Origin of the sequence: Mesorhizobium huakuii, assembly GCF_030160235.1 — a bacterium.
In the GTDB taxonomy this organism is placed as follows: Bacteria; Pseudomonadota; Alphaproteobacteria; order Rhizobiales; family Rhizobiaceae; genus Mesorhizobium; species Mesorhizobium huakuii.
The window spans coordinates 81,626-100,925 of sequence record NZ_BSNY01000053.1 but is presented as its reverse complement, the minus strand read 5'-3'; the positions used below and the strand labels follow the sequence as shown (position 1 = coordinate 100,925).

Below are 19,300 nucleotides of genomic sequence, written 5' to 3'. Positions count from 1 at the left end.
AACGTGTCATGACACGCAAGCAGAAGCGATTGTCGGTCATAGCAGGCGGATTGACTTTCCTGGGCGCCGCCACTGGGCTGACCTTCTACGCGCTTGGCCAGAAGGCCTCCTATTTCTACATGCCGGCCGACCTCACCACGGCGAGTGTCCAGCCCGGCCAGCGCATCAGGCTCGGCGGTCTGGTCGAAAAAGGCACCATCCAGCGCGGGCAGGGCGCGACGGTCGGCTTTTCGGTCACCGACACGCACAAATCGGTCAAGGTCACCTATACCGGCATCCTGCCCGACCTCTTCCGCGAGGAGCAGGGCGTCATCACCGAGGGCAGTTTCGGCCCGGACGGCGTCTTTGTTGCCGACAGCGTGCTTGCCAAGCATGATGAGCGCTACATGCCCAAGGAAGTGGCCGACGGGCTGAAGGCCAAGGGTGTCTGGCAGGAGAGCAAGAGTGAGTGAGGGGCATGGTTGAAACCGGACATTTCGCCCTGGTCCTGGCGTTCGCGCTTTCGCTGGTGCAGACGATCGTGCCGCTGTTCGGCGCGCGGCTGAACAACCAGCGCCTGATGGCTGTCGGCGGTCCTGTGGCGGTGACTGGCTTCGCGCTGACGGCGCTGTCCTTTGTCGCGCTGGCGAGCGCCTACGCGAACTCCGATTTCTCCGTGGCGAGCGTCTGGGAAAACTCGCATTCGCTGCAGCCGATGATCTACAAGATCACCGGAACCTGGGGCAATCACGAAGGCTCGATGCTGCTCTGGGTGCTCATCCTGACCTTTTTCGGTGCTCTCGTTGCGGCTTTCGGTTCCAACCTTCCGGCGACATTGCGCGCCAATGTGCTGGCCGTGCAGGGCGCTATCGGCGCTGCCTTCTTCCTGTTCATCCTGGCGACGTCCAATCCTTTCATCCGGCTCAATCCGGCGCCGATCGAGGGTCGCGACCTCAACCCGGTCCTGCAGGATCTCGGCCTCGCCATTCATCCGCCACTGCTCTATCTCGGCTATGTCGGCTTCTCCATCTGCTTTTCCTTCTCGGTCGCCGCCCTGATCGAGGGGCGTATCGACGCCTCCTGGGCGCGCTGGGTGCGGCCATGGACGCTGGTCGCCTGGATGTTCCTGACCGGCGGCATCGCCATGGGATCGTACTGGGCCTATTACGAGCTCGGCTGGGGCGGCTTCTGGTTCTGGGATCCGGTCGAGAACGCCTCCTTCATGCCGTGGCTGGCGGGCACCGCGCTGCTGCATTCGGCCATCGTCATGGAAAAGCGCTCGGCACTGAAGATCTGGACGCTGCTGCTCGCCATCCTCACCTTCTCGCTGTCGCTGCTCGGCACCTTCCTGGTGCGCTCTGGCGTGCTCACCTCGGTGCATGCCTTTGCCACCGATCCGGCGCGCGGCGTCTTCATCCTTTGCATCCTGACGCTGTTCATCGGCGGCTCACTGGCGCTGTTTGCGCTGCGCGCCTCGCGATTGACGGCCGGCGGCCTGTTCCATCCGATTTCGCGTGAAGGCGCGCTCGTCCTCAACAATCTGTTCCTGACCACGGCGACCGCCACGGTGCTCGTCGGCACGCTCTATCCGCTGGCGCTCGAGGCGCTCACCGGCGACAAGATCTCGGTAGGGGCGCCGTTCTTCGACCTGACTTTCGGCCCCTTGATGCTGCCGCTTCTGGTCCTCGTGCCGTTCGGCCCGCTGCTGGCCTGGAAGCGCGGCGACATCATCGCCGCGTCGCAGCGCCTGATGGCGGCATTCGCCACGGCGCTGGCGGCAATGCTTGTCACGGGCCTGTTTATCGACGGCGCGTCGGTGTTCGCCGCCCTCGGCATCGGCCTTGCGGTCTGGCTGGTCGCCGGTGCGCTCACCGACCTCGCCGTCAAGTCAGGCGTCGGATCGGTTGCACCGGCCGTCATGTTCAGGCGCTTTGCCGGCCTGCCGCGCTCGGTCTTCGGCACGGCATTGGCGCATCTCGGCCTCGGCCTGACCTTGCTCGGCATCGTCGCCACGCTCTCCTTCGGCACCGAGAAGATCCTCACCATGCGTGCTGGCGAGACGGTGGAACTGTCAGGCCATACGCTGCGTTTCGTCGGGCTTTATCCGGCGCAGGGGCCAAACTACAGCGAGGACCGTGGCCGCTTCGAACTGATCGGTATCAGCGGCAGTCCTGTCGGCGAAATCAGTTCGGCCAAGCGTTTCTATCCGGTGCGGCAGACGACGACGACGGAGTCCGGCATCAAGACCCTCGGTCTTTCCCAGCTCTACATCTCGCTTGGCGACGAAGCCAAGGACGGCTCGGTCGTGGTGCGCCTGTGGTGGAAGCCGCTGGTGACGCTGATCTGGGGCGGCGGACTGGTGATGATGGCGGGCGCTGCCATGTCGCTGATGGACAGGCGCCTGCGTGTCGGCGCGCCCTCGCGCCGGCGCAAGCAGGCCGAGGCGCCAGCGGTCCTGCCATGAAGGCAAGGTTCTGCGCCGTGCTACTCGTCCTGATGCTGGCGCTCGGCTTTGCCGGCACGGCGCTGGCGGTGAAGCCCGACGAGATGCTGGCCGATCCGGCGCTGGAGGCGCGGGCGCGGGCGCTGTCGGAAGGCCTGCGCTGCATGGTCTGCCAGAATCAGTCGATCGACGAATCCGATGCCGACCTCGCCCGCGACCTGCGCATCCTGGTGCGCCAGCGCCTCGTCGCTGGCGACACCGACCAGCAGGTCATGGATTATGTCGTTTCGCGCTATGGCGAATTCGTGCTGCTCAAGCCGCGCTTCGACCTGCGCAACGCGCTGCTTTGGGGCACGCCAGTGCTGTTGCTGCTGGTCGGCGGCGTATTCATAGTGCTGACCGCGCGGTCACGCCGGACCCCGGCGACGAAGACCCTGTCCGCCGATGAACAGGCGGCATTGGACGCCATCCTGCACCGCGACTGACGGCCACGACCGCCCCGCCAACATTACCAAAGTTTCATGTGTCGGAAATGGCGCTGTAATGTGCGCCGCTCTAATTCTCTCTCCCCGAGGATGCCGATCAAGCAGCGTCCCTTTGAAAGAGGATACGAGACCCCATGAATATTGCCCCCAATTCATATTCCCGCACCCGCAAGCGTCTCCTGGCTGCCGCCGCTTCCGTCGCCGTTGCCGGCATGATCGGCGTTGGCGCGCTGACCAGCGGAACCAGCCCCGTTCTGGCCGATGCCGTACGCGTCGAGGCGCCCCAGGTGCAAGGCTTCGCCGATGTCGTCGAGCGCGTTTCGCCCGCCGTGGTCAGCGTCAAGGTCAAGGCCAAGATCCAGCCGACCGCCGATGATGGCTCCGATGGCCAGGACGGCTTCGACAACCTTCCCAACAATCCGCAACTGCGCCGCTTCTTCAAGGAATTCCGCGGCTTTGGCGATCAAGGCGGCCAGAACGATGAAGGCCACCGCCGCTTCGGTCATCGCGACCGCAGCAACGACCAGCCGCGCCCGGTGGCGCAGGGCTCCGGCTTCTTCATCTCCGAGGACGGCTACCTCGTCACCAACAACCACGTCGTCGAAGAGGGCACTGCCTTCACCGTGGTGACCAATGACGGCAAGGAACTCGACGCCAAGCTGGTCGGCACCGATCCGCGCACCGATCTCGCCGTGCTCAAGGTCGAAGGCGGCGGCAAGTTCACCTATGTCGACTTCGCCGACGATTCCAAGGTTCGCGTCGGCGACTGGGTCGTGGCCGTAGGCAACCCGTTCGGCCTCGGCGGCACCGTCACCGCCGGCATCGTGTCGGCGCGTGGCCGTGATATCGGCGCCGGCCCTTATGACGATTTCCTCCAGATCGACGCCTCGGTCAACCGGGGCAATTCGGGCGGCCCGACCTTCAACCTCAATGGCCAGGTCGTCGGCATCAACACGGCGATCTTCTCGCCCTCGGGCGGCAGCGTCGGCATCGCCTTCGACATTCCTGCCTCGACCGCCAAGCAGGTTGTCGAGGATCTGATGAAGAACGGCGCGGTGCAGCGTGGCTGGCTCGGCGTCGAAATCCAGCCGGTGACCTCCGACATCGCCGAATCACTCGGTCTGAAGTCCAACAATGGCGCGTTGGTGTCGAGCGCCCAGGACGACGGCCCCGGCAAGAAGGCCGGCATCACGGCTGGCGACGTCATCACCCAGGTCGAGGGCAAGGATGTTGCCTCGCCGAAGGAACTCGCCCGCCTGATCGGCGCCTATTCGCCCGGCAAGTCGGTTGACGTCACCGTCTGGCGCGACGGCAAGAGCCAGACGATCAAGGTCGATCTCGGCAAGCTGCCGGCCAGCGACAAGCAGGCCTCGAACGACCAGCAGCAGCAGCCCGCCGCTCCGGCAAAGCCTGACACGCTGGCCGATCTCGGCCTCACCGTCACCAAGTCCGAAAACGGCAAGGGTCTTGTGGTGACCGATGTCGATCCCGACAGCGCTGCCGCCGACCGCGGCATCCAGCCGGGAGACATCATCACCGCGGTCAATTCGAATGAAGTGGCTGGCACCGAGGATGTCACCAAGGCGATGACCGATGCGGTGAAGTCCGGCCGCAAGGCGGTGCTGATGCAGATCACCCGCGACAACAACAACCGGTTCGTCGCGCTGCCCGTTGCCAAGGGCTGACAACGACTTTTCCGGTGCGGCGGTATCAAACACCCCCGAGCCGCCGCATGGGAAAGCATGGAGCCGGGTACGTTAGTCAGTCATCGTGCTCTCCTCCAGCGGCAGCGGGCCTCCCATCGCCCGCTGCCGCACATTTTGAAAGCTAACCAAAGACGTTGCCTCGGGCCTGGGCCGAGAGGATGTGATGATTTGCCGGATCATGCCCCGAAGCTGGCATGTCCGGGATGAAGACAATCACAGAATAAGATTCTTCCGCGCTGGGCCTCGATCATCTTGATCGCGATGCGCTTTGGCAAAGGCTAAAATGCAGATGTCTGCCACTCAACCTTCCAGCGAAATCGCGTATAACGGCCCTATGAAGATTCTCGTCATAGAAGACGATCGCGAGGCTGCCGATTATCTGCAGAAAGCCTTCGCCGAGGCTGGTCATACCGCCCATGTCGCCGGTGACGGCGAGACCGGTTTCGCCCTTGCCGATGCCGGCGATTATGATGTGATGGTCATCGACCGGATGATGCCGCGCCGCGACGGCCTGTCGGTCATTGCCGGTCTTCGCTCCCGGGGCAACACCACGCCCGTGCTGATCCTGTCGGCACTGGGCGAGGTCGATGACCGGGTCACCGGCCTGCGCGCCGGTGGCGACGATTATCTGACCAAGCCCTATGCGTTTTCCGAACTTCTGGCCCGCGTCGAGGTGTTGAACCGGCGCGCCAGCGCCAAGGAGGCCGAAACCGTCTACCGGGTTGGCGACCTCGAACTCGACAGGCTGTCGCATTCGGTGCGCCGGGCGGCGCGCGAGATCACGCTGCAGCCGCGTGAGTTCCGCCTGCTCGAATATCTGATGCGCCATGCCGGCCAGGTGGTGACGCGCACCATGCTGCTCGAAAATGTCTGGGATTATCATTTCGATCCGCAGACCAATGTCATCGACGTCCACGTCTCGAGGCTGCGCGGCAAGATCGAAAAGGGCTTCGACAAGCCGATTCTGCATACGGTTCGCGGCGCCGGCTACATGTTGAAGGGCGGTTAGGCGGCAGCATGGCTCTTTCCGTGCCGGCCATCATGAAGACGACGGCAGCGCGGCTTTCGGCGCTCTATCTTCTGCTCTTCGCGCTCTGCGCCGTGCTGCTCGTCTTCTACATGACCTCGCTTTCCGCGCGCATGCTGACGGCGCAGACGCAGGAGACCATAAACGACGAAGTGCTGGGCCTCGCCCGCGCCTATCAGCGCGGTGGCCTGCCCGTGCTGGTGCGCGTGGTCGAAAACCGCTCCCGCCAGCCTGGTGCCAACCTCTATCTCATCGCCGATGCCAATGGCCAGATCCTGACCGGCAACGTGCAGAGCCTCGAGCCGGGGGTGATCGACACGGAAGGTTGGACGACCGAGCCGTTCTCCTACAGGCGCTTCGGCGAAGGCGAGCTTGATCGCCTGCGTAGCGGAACATCAGATCAGACGCCGCCGCCTTCGACCGGCGAGAACACGGTGCAGGCCGAAGGCGAGAAGGGCCACAACGCCATTGCGCTGGTGCTGCGGCTACCGAACCAGATGATCATGCTGGTCGGCCGCGATCTTGGCGAACCGGAGCGCTTTCGCGCCGTGATCCGCCGCGCGCTGACGCTGGCGCTTGGCATGATGGGGCTCGGCGGACTGCTGATCTGGTTCTTTGTCGGGCGCGCCGCGCTGAAGCGCATCGACAGCGTGTCGGAGGCCAGCCGTCGCATCATGGGCGGCGATCTCTCAGGCCGGCTGCCGGTGACCGGAGCCGGCGACGAGTTCGACCGGCTTTCGGAAAACCTCAATTCCATGCTGGCCAGGATCGCCACGCTCAACGAAGGCCTCAAGCAGGTTTCCGATAACATCGCGCATGATTTGAAGACGCCGCTGACCCGCCTGCGCAACCGCGCCGAAGCGACACTTTCCGGCAAGCACAAGCCCGCCGATTACCGCCAGGCGCTGGAAGGCACCATCGCCGAGTCCGACCAGCTGATAAAGACCTTCAACGCCATCCTGATGATCTCCAGGCTGGAGGCCGGATATTCGTCCGAACACACCAACCGGGTCGATCTGGCGGCGGCCGTGCGTGATGTCGCCGAGCTCTACGAGCCGGTGGCGGAAGAGGCCGGAGTTTCGCTCGAGGCCGAAGTGGATGGTGCCTTTATCGTCGACGGCAACCGCGAGCTGATCGGCCAGGCGCTGTCCAACATCGTCGACAATGCGATCAAATATTCGACGGACTCCACGTCCAAGCCGGCGGTTCGCGTGACGCTCGAGCGGACCCATGGCGAGATCAGGCTGTGTGTCGCCGACAACGGCCAGGGCATTCCGGATGATGCCGATCGAGCCCGCGCGACCGAACGCTTCGTTCGGCTGGAGAAGAGCCGTTCTCAACCGGGCTCCGGCCTGGGCCTCAGCCTCGCCAAGGCGGTCATGACCTTCCACTATGGACGGCTTGATCTCTTGCCTGGCAATCCGGGACTATCCGTGGTCATGAGTTTCCCTGCACGGGAGGATCACTGATGGCTGCGGTTGCGAAGCGGATAGTCACGGACTGGCAGTTGAAGCCTGCCCTCGGACTCGCCCCCCTCGATGACGGCCGATCGCGGCAGGAACTGGCCGAAATCAATGCTGTGGCACGCGAGGAAGGGTTGACGCGGCTGGCCAAATTCCTGGCCGGCAAGGGGGAGGGCCAGGATTTCCTGGCCGCCGTCTTCGACCTTTCACCCTTCCTGCGCGACACGGCGCGGCGCCGGCCGCAGATCCTGGATGCCCTTTTCGACCAGCCGGTCGACGCGCGGCTGAAAGCGATCACCGCTGCGATCGAACAGGCGCCGTTGGCCGAGACGGTTTCCGAATCCAGCCTGATGATGGAACTGCGCCAGTGCAAGGCCGAGGCGCATTTCCTGATCGCGCTGGCTGATCTTGCCGGTGCGGCGGAAACGTCGCTGACGGTACGGCGGCTAAGCGATCTTGCCGATGCCTGCACGCGTGCGGCCGTCGACTTCCTGCTGCGTGACGCGCATGGCCAGGGCAAGCTCAAACTGCCGGATCTCGACAATCCGTCGCTGCAATCGGGCTGGATCCTGCTCGGCATGGGCAAGCTTGGCGCGCATGAGCTGAATTTCTCCTCCGACATCGATCTTGTCGTCTTCTTCGATCCGGAAGCGCCAGCCGTCGTCGACCCTCTCGACGCCACGGAGCTGTTTTCGCGGCTGACGCGCCGCTTGGTGCGCATCCTGCAGGACCGTACCGAGCACGGCTATGTCTTCCGCACCGATCTCAGGCTGCGCCCCGATCCCGGTTCGACGCCGCTGGCGATCCCGGTTGAAGCGGCTCTGCGCTATTACGAAGCGCGTGGCCAGAACTGGGAACGCGCGGCGATGATCAAGGCGCGTCCGGTGGCCGGCGATCTTGCCGCGGGAGCCGCCTTCCTCAAGGAGTTGCAGCCCTATATCTGGCGCAAATACATGGACTACGCGGCGATTGCCGACGTTCATTCGATCAAGCGCCAGATCCACGCCCACAAGGGCCATGGCGAGATCGCCGTGAAGGGCCACAACGTCAAGCTCGGCCGCGGCGGCATCCGCGAAATCGAGTTCTTCGTCCAGACGCAGCAGCTCATCGCCGGCGGCCGTTTCCCGGAACTGCGCGGCCGCGAAACCGTGCCGATGCTCAGCCAGCTCGCCGCGCGCGGCTGGATCACCGCTGATGCGCGTGACGCACTCGCCCGCCAATACTGGTTCCTGCGCCGCGTCGAGCATGCCGTGCAGATGGTGGCGGACGAGCAGTCGCACACGCTGCCGGAGGACGATGAAGGGCTGGAGCGGATCGCCCATATGCTGGGCTTTGCCGATGCGGCGGCCTTTTCCCTGGCGTTCCGCGCCTCGCTGCAGCAGGTCGAACGCCACTATGCGGCACTGTTCGAAACAGCCCCGGAGCTTTCGGCGGGCATCGGCAATCTGGTCTTCACCGGCGATGTCGATGACCCCAACACGCTGCAGACCTTGCAGGGTCTCGGCTTCCAGCGGCCGAGCGACATCTGCCGGGTCATTCGCGGCTGGCATTTCGGCCGCTATCGCGTCACCCAGTCCGCGGAGGCGCGTGAGCGGCTGACGGAGTTGACGCCTGCGCTGCTCAAGGCCTTCGGCCAGACGCGCCGGGCGGACGAAGCCTTGATCCGGTTCGACGAATTCCTTGCCGGCCTGCCGGCCGGCATCCAGCTGTTCTCGCTGCTGCAGTCCAACCTGGCGCTGCTCAAGCTGATGGCGACGATCATGGGCGCGGCACCCCGGCTGGCGGCGATCATCACGCGCCGGCCGCATGTGTTCGATGGCTTGCTCGACCCCGCTCTTCTCACCGAACTGCCTGACCGCGCCTATCTTTCGGCGCGGCTTTCGGCCTTCCTTGAAGGCGACAGGGCTTATGAGGAAGTGCTCGACCGACTGCGCATCTTTGCCTCCGAGCAGAAATTCCTGATCGGCGTGCGGCTGCTTGCCGGTTCGATCGATCCGGCTCGCGCCGGCCGCGCTTTTTCCGATCTCGCCGATCTCACCATCGGGGCGGCGTTGCAAGCAGTGACGGCCGAATTCGCGGCGCGGCACGGCACGATTGCCGGCGGCGTGGTTTCGCTGCTCGGCATGGGCAAGCTCGGCAGCCGCGAATTGACCGCGGGATCGGATGTCGACCTCATCCTGCTCTACGACCATGACGCGGACGCCGAGGACTCCGACGGCGACAAGCCACTGGCGCCTTCCCACTATTACACCCGCATGACGCAGCGGCTGATCTCCGCCGTATCGGCGCCGACAGCGGAGGGAGTGCTCTACGAACTTGACCTGAGGCTGCGGCCCTCCGGCAACAAGGGGCCGGTGGCCACCCACATAGATGCCTTCAAGAAATACCAGCGCCAGGAAGCCTGGACCTGGGAACACATGGCGCTGTCGCGGGCGCGTGCCATTGGCGGCGATGCCGGCCTGTGCGCCGAGGTCGAAGCGGAAGTCGCAGCCGTGCTTGGCCAGCCGCGCGACGCGGCAAAGGTCAGGACCGAGGCTTCGGACATGCGCGCCATGATCGAGAAGGAAAAACCCGCGCGCGATCTCTGGGACATCAAGCTGATCCGCGGCGGGCTGATCGATCTCGAATTCATCGCCCAGGTGGCTGTCATCACCGGGCAGGTCGAGGCCGGGCCGCGTGTCACCGGCACGGCCGAGATCCTGTCCCGCCTCGCGCCAAGCTTCGCCGATGCCGGGCTCAGGCAGGAGCTTGGTGTCGCCTTCGCGCTCTATCTGGCGCTGACCCAGATGACCAGGCTGTGCCTCACCGGCCCGTTCGAGCGCGACGACGTTCCGCCAGGGCTTTCGGATCTGCTTCTGGCGGTCACCGACCTGCCGGATTTCGGTGTGCTGGAAGCGCACCTCAAGGAGACGTCGCAGAGGATCAGGAAGGATTTTGATCTTTTGCTTCGTGCCGGATGACCGTGAATCGGTTGTCCGGCCGCATCGGGGGTGACGATGCAACAGGAGAAGACCATGAGAAAGTCAACCAAGCTTGCCCTTGCCTTCGCGGCACTCGCCGGCGCCGTCGGCACCACCGCCTATGCCGAAAACAATGCCAGCGCGAAGATGCGCGACGGCATGATGGCCCGCCTCGACAAGGCGATGAGCGATTCAGACGGCGCCATCACCTTCGACCAGTTCTCCGACGCCATGAACGCGCGTCTGAAGAAGCTCGTCGCCGCCAATGGCGGCAAGCTGACCGTCGCCCAACTTGCCGACGCGCTGGAGAAGGCGCGTTTCGAGCGGATGGCCAGGCGCATCATCGCCCGCTACGACACCAGGGGCGATGGCACGCTGACCACGGATGATATCACCAGCCGTGAGAAGAAGGTGTTCGCCATGCTCGACAAGAACAATGACGGCAAGATCGAGAAGAGCGAACTGCCGAAGGCCATCGCTTTGGCCATCACCGCCAACCGGATAATGACGACAGCGTCCAATAAGATCGTTTGATCCAGGCTCCGGCGATCTCGCCCGGAGCCTGCTCAAGCGGCGGCCTTGACCGCCGGTGGCGCCTTCTTCACCGGAATGCGCACGGACACGATCGTGCCGACACCTTCGGTCGAACGGATCTTCAGCGCGCCGCCCTGGAGCTCGGCCAATGAGCGTGAGATGGCAAGGCCGAGGCCAGATCCGGCGTGGTTCTTGGAGAACTGGTTCTGCACCTGTTCGAAGGGGCGGCCGAGCTTCCCGAGCGCTTCCTTCGGGATGCCGCAGCCATTGTCCTCGATGGTCAGCACCAGGGCGCCGGATGTGTTGCGGGCCCTGACCGATATGTGGCCGCCCTGGCCGGTGAACTTCACCGCGTTGGACAGGAGGTTGATGACGATCTGCTTGATCGCGCGGCGATCGGCGAACAAGCTCAGCGCATTGGCGATGCGTGTTTCCACGGTGATCGCCTTTTGCGCAGCCTGCAGCGAGACGACGCGCACTGTCTCGCTGATCAGCGGACCGAGGTCGATCTGCTCCTGGTCCAGCGAGAACTGGCCGGCCTCGATCTTGGACATGTCGAGAATATCGTTGATGACGCCGAGCAGGTATTTGCCGCTGCTGTTGATATCCGTGGCGTACTCCTCGTAACGCGCCGACCCCAGTGGACCGAACAGGCCCTGTTCCATCAGTTCGGAGAAGCCGATGATGGCGTTCAGCGGCGTGCGCAGTTCATGCGACATGTTGGCCAGGAATTCGGATTTGGCCCGGTTCGCCGCCTCGGCGCGCTCGGTTTCCTTCATGTATTTGCGGTTGAGGTCGACGAGTTCGCGCGATCGTTCCTCTTCGGCCCGCCGCGCCAGGCTGAGATCGTGGATCGTCGCCATCAGCCGCCGCTCGCTGTCGACCAGCTTCTCCTGGTGCAGCTTGATCTGGGTGATGTCGGAGCCGACCGAGACGATGCCGCCATCCCGGGTCCGGAGCTCATTGACCTGCAGCCAGCGGCCGTCGGACAGCTGCCGCTCGAACGTGGCGCCGCCTTGCGGGCCGTTGGTGTTGGCAAGCCGGCGCTCGGACGCAAAGGCCAGCATCCGCTCTTCCAGCGAAGCGCGCGTCACACCCGGCATCACGTCGCGATCCGACAGCCCGTTGTCCTGCTGGTACTTGGAGTTGCACATGATCAGCCGCTGCGCCGAATCCCACAGCACGAAGGATTCGTTGATGTTCTCGATGGCGGTCCTGAGGCGAAGGTCGGCGGCCTCCGACCGCAGCGCCAGATGACGCTGCTCGGTGACGTCGACGGCGATGCCGATCAGCTGGATTTCCGGCGCTTCCGGATCCATGACCTGCGCCCGGGCGCGCATCCACACCCATTGGCCATCGGCATGCCGCATGCGGAACACCTGGTCGATGTGGTCGATCTCGCGGGCGACAATTCTGTTGGCGAGCTCGAACAGGTCGCCATCCTCGGGATGGATGATCTCGTCGACTTCGCCGAAGGAGAGCATCGTCTCGCAGGGTTCGTAGCCCAGCATGTCGTACATGGAACGCGACCAGTACATCTTGCCGCGCACCATGTCCCAGTCCCACAGGCCGCAGCGGCCGCGTACCAGCGCCATGTCGATGCGCTGATGCGCTTCGAGGTAGATGCGGTCGGCGGCCTGGGCGCGCGCCGCCTGCCCGAAATAGGCGTAGAGGATGATGATCAGCACGCCGGCCGTCAGCACGAACAGGGTGACGTTGAGCGAGACGGTCTTGCGCCATGTGTCGAAGACCGCCTCCTGCGGCACCAGCGCCGCCGCGGCTCCCTTCCGATCCTTGGCCACGCTGACCGCGGCGTACCAGTCCCGGCCGCCGATGTTGACCTCCATGACGCCGGCACGGTCGCCGAACATGAACAGCGGCTGGCCGCCCTGGACGAGGCCGTCGAGCGAATGGCCTTGCCAAGGCATCGAGCGCGGCGTCACCGCGGTGATCTTGAAGGCGCTGTCGGTGATGACGAGCACGTGGCTGCGGCCCATCGCGCCCTGGCGGCTGGTGGTTTCCAGCAGGTCCTGGACAGCGCCGGGCACCGTGTCCGAGGTGGTGGCCAGAGAACTGGCCAGCTGACCCGCCGCCAGCGTCAGGATCGCCTTGGCATCGCGCTCGACATCGTCGCGCTCGTTCATCAACGACAGCACGCGCAGCGCCGCGATAACGAGCAGGAAGATGATGATGAGGGCCGGTATCGACCGGCGCAGCAGCGGTTCGGCGGCCAGAAGCCGCTTGTAGGCCGGTTCGGCGATGAGCCGCGTATTCCCGGCAAGACCGTCGCTGCGCGCCTCGCGACGCGCAAAAACCATCCCACCGGGCGCGCCCCACGCGTCCGCCTTTGCCATAAATGGCACTCCCCGAATTTGCCTATGCTGCTTTGTGATCCGGCAAACGCCGCACTTCCGAATCGTCAGTAAAGAATCAAACGTGATTCGCCTTGTCCAGTGGCCCGGCGAAAAAAGATTAAAAATCGACTAAAATAATGCGCTTCTGGGGTGCGGCGGCTGGGCCTTCTCCCACACGGGAGAAGGCAAGGGGGCGCCTAGGCCAGCGTGCGTTCGACAATATCTCGCAGATCCGCCGACAGGTTTTCGGCATTGGCGATCGAAAGTAGCGCTTCCCTGGCCTTGGCCTGCCGGCCCGGCTCGAGCGAACGCCACGACCGCAGTGCCGTCGCCAGCCTTGCCGCCACTTGCGGATTGCGCTTCTCGACCTCGAGCACCGTTTGCGCGAAGAACCGGTAGCCTTCGCCGTCGGCGCGGTGGAAGCCGGTCTGGTTGGCGCTGGAGAATGTGCCGATCAGCGAACGCACCCGGTTCGGATTGGCCATCGAGAAGGCCGGATGGGCTGACAGTGCCCGGACCGTTTCCACGGCCTGCGGCCCCGGCACGCTAGCCTGGATCTGGAACCATTTGTCCATGACCAGCGGATCGGACGCATAGGTCTTTTCGAAAGCCGCCAGCGCCTCGTTTGCTTCCAGCGAAGCATGGTGGCGATGCGCGAGCACGGCAAGGGCCGCCGCACGGTCGGTCATGTTGGTCGCGGACTGGAAATGCCTGGCCGCCGACGCCGCTCCGCCCGGCAGCAGCGAGAGATAGTCCAGCAAAATGTTGCGCAGGGCGCGTCGTCCTGCGCTCGCCGCGTCGGGGCTGAAGGCGGCCTTGTCGGCAAGGCTGTGGTACAGGCTGGAAAATGCCTCGCCATTGGCCGTGGCGATCGCCAGCGCAAGGGCCTGCCGGGCTGCGTGGATGGCGTCAGGGTCGATGTTCTTGCCGATGTCGCGGGCGATGTCGGCGTCGCCCGGCAGTGCCAGCGCCAGCGCCCGGTAAGCAGGCTCCAGCGTCTCATCGCCGGCGATGCTGCCGGCGAGCTCGGTCAGCCGTGTTGCTAAGACCGGCTGCTTGCCGCCAAGGATTTCGCGGAAAGCAGCGATCAGCGCATCGGTGAGCAGCGTGTTGAAGGCCTGCCAGCGCGAGAAGGCATCGCTGTCATGGCGGGCAAGGAAGAACTGGTCGTCGGCCTTCTGCTCGACCGACAGCGTCACCGGCGCCGAAAAGCCGCGGTTGAGCGACACCGCCGGACGCTCGGCAACGCCCGAGAACCGCACCACATGGCGGCGCTTGCGTAGATGGATGACACCGTCCTCGACGCTTGCGCCCTCGACGCCGCTATACGCGACAGGCTTGCCGCCGGCGCCGATCAGCCCGAAGGCGAGCGGAATATGCATCAGCCGCTTACGGCTTTCGGAGGGTGTCGGCGGCACCGACTGCTCGATTTCGAGCGTGAATTCCCGCGCGGCCGCATTGTGCGTCGAGCTGACCGTCAGATTGGGCGTGCCGGCCTGATGGTACCAGAGCGCGAACTGCGACAGGTCGCGGCCCGAGGCATCCTCGAACACCTTGATGAAGTCCTCGATGGTCGCCGCTTCGCCGTCATGCCGTTCGAAATACAGGTCCATGCCGGCGCGGAAGGCATCTGCCCCCAGGATGGTGCGGATCATGCGCACCACTTCGGAGCCCTTTTCGTAGACCGTCGCCGTGTAGAAATTGTTGATCTCGCGGTAGCGGCGCGGTCGCACCGGATGCGCCAGCGGGCCCTGGTCCTCGGGAAACTGGTGGGCGCGCAGCGTGCGCACCTCGGCGATGCGCTTGACCGCGCGCGAGCGTTGGTCGGCGGAGAATTCATGGTCGCGGAACACCGTCAGGCCTTCCTTCAGGCAAAGCTGGAACCAGTCACGGCAAGTGATTCTGTTGCCTGTCCAATTGTGGAAATACTCATGCGCGATGATTGCCTCGATATTGGCGAAATCGGCGTCCGTCGCCGTCTCCTCGTCGGCCAGCACATATTTGTCGTTGAAGATGTTGAGACCCTTGTTCTCCATCGCGCCCATGTTGAAGTCGGACACGGCGACGATGTTGAAGACGTCGAGGTCGTATTCGCGGCCAAACGCCTCCTCGTCCCACCGCATCGACCGCTTCAGGGCGTCCATGGCGTAGCCGGCCAGCTTCTCCTTGCCGCGCTCGACATAGATGCCGAGTTCGACCTTTCGGCCGGACATCGTGACGAAACTGTCGGCGACCTGGCCGAGATTGCCGGCAACCAGCGCGAACAGGTAGGACGGCTTGGGGAAGGGGTCATGCCAGACGGCATAGTGCCAGCCATCCCCGATATCGCCCTTGGCTCCCGGATTGCCATTGGACAGCAGCAGCGGGGCCTCGTCGCGGAGCGCCTCGATCCGCACGGTATAGACGGACAGGATGTCGGGGCGGTCGAGGAAATAGGTGATGCGGCGGAAGCCCTCGGCCTCGCATTGCGTGCAATAGACATTGTTCGACCGGTAGAGACCCATCAGGGCCTCGTTGCCCGCCGGGGCCAGTTCGGTCTCGATCAGCAGTTGGAAGCGGCGTGCGGCCGGCGGCTTGAGAATGGTGAGCTGGTCAGGCGTCGCCAGCAGGTCCGCCGGTTTTGCCTTCTTGCCGTCGATCTCGATGCGCTTGAGCGCCAGCCCGTCGCCGTCGAGCACCAATGGCGCGGTCGCGGCTACGCCGTCGCGGCGTTCAACCGTCAGTGTCGCGATGACGATCGTGGCCTTGGGCGAAAGGCGGAAGGTGAGGTTGGTCTGCGGAATGAGATAGTCGTTGGGGCGATAGTCTTCGAGCTTGAAGACCTGGCCGGTGTCCGTGCGCATTCCGTTGTTTTTCCTGTCGATTGCGTTGGACGCGGGGTTCCCGCTGGTCCAAGAAATTTGAAGTCCGCGCTCTTTACACGAAATGGCCCCTCGACAAAACTCGGCCGATGCCTATTTCAGGCGTTCCTTTCCACATCCCCGCGAGGCAGCCATGACCGTTGTCACACCGAAATTCGGCATGGGCGCTTCCGTGCTGCGGCGCGAGGATGCCGCTTTCATCCAGGGGTTGGGTCGCTATACCGACGATATCCAGCCGGCCGGTGTCCTGCACGGCTATGTCCTGCGCTCGCCGATCGCCAAGGCGAGCTTCACCATCGGCTCGATCGAGGCCGCGAAGGCGGTACCCGGCGTCCATCTCGTTCTGACCGGCAAGGACCTCACCCATCTGCGCGATCTCAAGTCAGGCGTCATGCAGGCACAGCCAGACGGCACCAAAGCGCCGACGCGCGACATTCCGATCCTGTGCCGGGACCGCGTCAACTATGTCGGCGATGCGGTTGCCTTTGTCGTCGCCGACAGCCGCGCCTTGGCGCAGGATGCGGCCGAACTTATCGAGGTCGATTATGACGGCGAGGATGCCGCCTCCGGCACTGCGACGGCGCTTGCCGAGGGCACGCCGCTGGTCTGGCCGGAACTCGGCTCCAACCGCGCCTTCACCTATCATATCGGCGACAAGAAAAAGACGGACGCGGCTTTCGCTGGGGCTGCTCACGTCACCCGCATCGAATTCGTCAACAATCGGCTGGTCTGCAACTACATGGAGCCGCGATCGGCGATCGGCGAATGGAATGTCGGGGAGAACCGCCTCGTGCTGACCACCGGGTCACAGGGTGTGCATTCCATGCAATACATCCTGGCCAGCGTGTTCAAGATCAAGAAGGACCAGCTGCGCGTCGTCACGCCCGATGTCGGCGGCGGTTTCGGGCCGAAGAGCTTCGTCTACCGCGAATATCCGCTGGTGCTCGAGGCGGCGAAGCGGCTTGGCCGCCCGGTGAAGTGGGCCGGTGACCGCACCGAACATTTCCTGACCGACGCGCAAGGCCGCGACAATGCGGTGATGGCCGAGATGGCGCTCGACAAGGATGGCCGTTTTCTCGGCATGAGGGTCGAGCTGCTTGCCAATATCGGCGCCTATGTCTCGCAATATGGCCCATTCATTCCCTATATCGGCGTCACCATGTCGACCGGGGTCTATGATATCAGGGCGCTCGATGTCTCGGTGACCGGCCTCTACACCAACACCTGCCCGGTTGACGCCTATCGCGGCGCCGGGCGTCCAGAAGCGGCGTTCCTGTTGGAAAAGCTGGTCGATGCCTGCGCGCATGATCTCGGCCTGCCTGTCGAAGAGATACGCCGCCGCAACTTCATCCGCCCCGAGCAGTTTCCCTATCGCACGCAGACAGGCCGGCTCTACGACAATGGCGAATTCGAAGGGCATATGGACCGTGCCATCGAACGTTCTGAGTGGAAGGCGTTCCCGCAGCGGCTGGAACAGTCCAAAGCCGGCGGCAAGATCCGCGGCATCGGCATGGCGACCTATATCGAGGCCTGCGCCTTTCCAGGCTCCGAACCGGCCTTTGTCGAGCTTAATGGCGACGGCACGGTGACGCTGAAGATCGGCACCCAGACCAATGGCCAAGGGCATGCCACCGCTTATGCGCAGTTCCTGTCGGAAAAACTCAAACTCGACATCGACAAGATCCATGTCCGCCAGGGCGACACCGACGAATTGAAAGCGGGTGGCGGCACCGGCGGCTCGCGCTCCATTCCGCTGGGGGGTGTGTCAACGTCCCGCGCTGGCGAGGACCTGGCCAACAAGATCAAGCGCATCGCCGCCGACGAACTTGAGGCTTCGGCCGGCGATATCGAATTGGCCGATGGCGTTGCCCGCATCGTCGGCACCGACCGGAGCATCGATTTTGCCACCATTGCCAAGGCGGCGAAAAACCCCGACGATCTCAAGGGGTTCGGCGAGTTCGTGCAGGACGAGTGCACCTATCCGAATGGCACCCATATCTGCGAGGTCGAGATCGATCCCGACACCGGCGCGACCGAGATTGTCCGTTACACCATCGTCGACGATTTCGGCGTCACCGTTAATCCGATCCTGCTTGCCGGCCAGGTGCATGGCGGCGTCGTGCAAGGCATCGGCCAGGCGTTGACCGAAAACACCATCCATGGCGAGGATGGGCAGCTCTTGACGGCGAGCTTCATGGACTATGCAATGCCGCGCGCCGACAATGTCCCGTTCTTCCATTTCGAGACCCGCAACGTGCCTTCGACCACCAATGCGCTGGGCATCAAGGGCGCGGGCGAGGCCGGCACGATCGGCTCGACACCGGCGGCGCTCAATGCCGTCACCGACGCGCTGTGGCGCGCCCATGGCATCAGGCATATCGAGATGCCGGCGACGCCGGCGCGCATCTGGGCCGCGATCAGGGGCGCATCGCCGACGTGACATCAGGGGCGGAACCAGGAGCGACGGACGGCCACGGCACGCTGAGGGGCATCGCGCTAAAGATCGTCTCGGTGGCGGTTTTTGTCGGCATGCAAACCTGCATCAAGGCGGCCGGCGACGTTCCGGCCGGACAGATCGTCTTCTTCCGCTCCTTCTTCGCCATCTTCCCGATCATCGCCTTCCTGGCGTTGAGGGGACAGCTGGCGACGGCATTCGTCACCAAACGTCCCTTCAACCATGTCGCGCGCGGCGTCGTCGGCGTCGGCGCCATGGGGCTCGGCTTCTTCGCGCTCACCAGGCTGCCGCTGCCGGAGGCGATCACCCTGAACTATGCACAGCCGCTGCTGGTCGTGGTCTTTTCCTCGGTCTTCCTTGGCGAGACCATCCGCGTCTATCGCTGGAGCGCTGTCGCCGTCGGTCTCATTGGCGTGCTCATCATTTCCTGGCCGGAACTGACCCTGCTCAACTCGGATGAAGCGCTCGACGACCAGGAGGTCCTGGGCGTCATGGCCGCGCTGGTGGCGGCGGCGATCTCGGCTGTCGCCATGCTGCTCGTGCGCAATCTCGTGCAGACGGAGAAGACGGCGACCATCGTGCTATGGTTCTCGTCGACGGCGAGCGTGCTCTCGTTGCTGACGCTGCCTTTCGGCTGGCAAGCTCTGGCGCCGGCGCAAGCCGCGCTGCTCGTCATGGCCGGCTTCTGCGGCGGCCTCGGCCAGATCCTGATGACCTCGGCCTATCGCCATGCCGAGGCCTCGGTGGTGGCGCCGTTCGAATACACCTCGATGATCCTCGGCGTTGTGGTCGGCTATTTCATTTTCTCCGACGTAACCTCGCTGAACACGCTCATTGGCGGTGCGATCGTGGTGGCCGCCGGCATCTTCATCATCTGGCGCGAGCGGCAACTGGGCCTGGAGCGCACGCGAACGCGCAAGGTGGCGCTGCCGCAGGGGTGAGGAGAGGTCCGCGCAGCGGACGGAGAGCCAATTGCTTGGCTTTACGAATGACGAACGCCCGAAGGGCCGGGGAGCGATGGCGAAGGGCCGAT

12 protein-coding genes are annotated in these 19,300 nt (G+C 64.3%); 10 read left to right on the top strand and 2 right to left on the bottom strand.

Translation table 11 applies throughout. The annotated features are described in order from the left end of the window. The first annotated feature begins 8 nt into the window (after positions 1-8). The 8 genes from ccmE (at position 9) to QQK95_RS27100 (ending at position 10,597) form a co-directional block, all read left to right on the top strand. Positions 9-452, top strand: a complete 444-nt coding sequence (gene ccmE, locus QQK95_RS27135) for a cytochrome c maturation protein CcmE (protein ID WP_284277487.1) — start codon at positions 9-11, stop codon at positions 450-452. Positions 453-457: 5 nt separating this feature from the next. Continuing rightward, positions 458-2,443 carry a heme lyase CcmF/NrfE family subunit gene (locus QQK95_RS27130; protein WP_284277486.1) on the top strand — a complete coding sequence of 662 codons (1,986 nt, stop codon included), beginning with the start codon at positions 458-460 and terminating at the stop codon, positions 2,441-2,443. Continuing rightward, positions 2,440-2,907 carry a cytochrome c-type biogenesis protein gene (locus QQK95_RS27125; protein ID WP_284277485.1) on the top strand — a complete coding sequence of 156 codons (468 nt, stop codon included), beginning with the start codon at positions 2,440-2,442 and terminating at the stop codon, positions 2,905-2,907. The genes QQK95_RS27130 and QQK95_RS27125 overlap by 4 nt, the downstream gene beginning before the upstream one ends. 134 nt (positions 2,908-3,041) lie before the next feature. After that, positions 3,042-4,592 carry a Do family serine endopeptidase gene (locus QQK95_RS27120; RefSeq protein ID WP_284277484.1) on the top strand — a complete coding sequence of 517 codons (1,551 nt, stop codon included), beginning with the start codon at positions 3,042-3,044 and terminating at the stop codon, positions 4,590-4,592. 355 nt (positions 4,593-4,947) lie between these two features. Beyond that, on the top strand, positions 4,948-5,622 hold the full coding sequence (locus QQK95_RS27115; RefSeq protein ID WP_027041628.1) for a response regulator transcription factor: 675 nt from the start codon (positions 4,948-4,950) through the stop codon (positions 5,620-5,622). 8 nt (positions 5,623-5,630) lie between these two features. Continuing rightward, positions 5,631-7,109, top strand: a complete 1,479-nt coding sequence (locus QQK95_RS27110; RefSeq protein WP_284277483.1) for a sensor histidine kinase — start codon at positions 5,631-5,633, stop codon at positions 7,107-7,109. Next, entirely contained in the window at positions 7,109-10,063 is a 2,955-nt protein-coding gene (locus QQK95_RS27105; RefSeq protein WP_284277482.1) for a bifunctional [glutamine synthetase] adenylyltransferase/[glutamine synthetase]-adenylyl-L-tyrosine phosphorylase, read from the top strand. Before QQK95_RS27110 ends, QQK95_RS27105 begins: the two co-directional genes overlap by 1 nt. Positions 10,064-10,117: 54 nt before the next feature. After that, on the top strand, positions 10,118-10,597 hold the full coding sequence (locus QQK95_RS27100; protein WP_284277481.1) for an EF-hand domain-containing protein: 480 nt from the start codon (positions 10,118-10,120) through the stop codon (positions 10,595-10,597). A gap of 32 nt (positions 10,598-10,629) precedes the next feature. Here QQK95_RS27100 and QQK95_RS27095 read toward each other — a convergent pair whose 3' ends face one another. Beyond that, positions 10,630-12,951, bottom strand: a complete 2,322-nt coding sequence (locus QQK95_RS27095) for a PAS domain-containing sensor histidine kinase (protein WP_284277480.1) — start codon at positions 12,949-12,951, stop codon at positions 10,630-10,632. Positions 12,952-13,148: 197 nt separating this feature from the next. Continuing rightward, on the bottom strand, positions 13,149-15,794 hold the full coding sequence (gene pepN, locus QQK95_RS27090; protein ID WP_284277479.1) for an aminopeptidase N: 2,646 nt from the start codon (positions 15,792-15,794) through the stop codon (positions 13,149-13,151). 151 nt (positions 15,795-15,945) lie between these two features. On the opposite strand from pepN, the gene QQK95_RS27085 reads away from it, so the two are divergent. Both QQK95_RS27085 and QQK95_RS27080 read left to right on the top strand, forming a co-directional pair. Beyond that, positions 15,946-18,252, top strand: a complete 2,307-nt coding sequence (locus QQK95_RS27085; protein ID WP_284277478.1) for a xanthine dehydrogenase family protein molybdopterin-binding subunit — start codon at positions 15,946-15,948, stop codon at positions 18,250-18,252. Further along, the gene (locus QQK95_RS27080; protein ID WP_284277477.1) at positions 18,249-19,208 is read left to right on the top strand and encodes a DMT family transporter; all 960 of its coding nucleotides are present in this window, start codon (positions 18,249-18,251) and stop codon (positions 19,206-19,208) included. The genes QQK95_RS27085 and QQK95_RS27080 overlap by 4 nt, the downstream gene beginning before the upstream one ends. Positions 19,209-19,300: the final 92 nt, after the last annotated feature.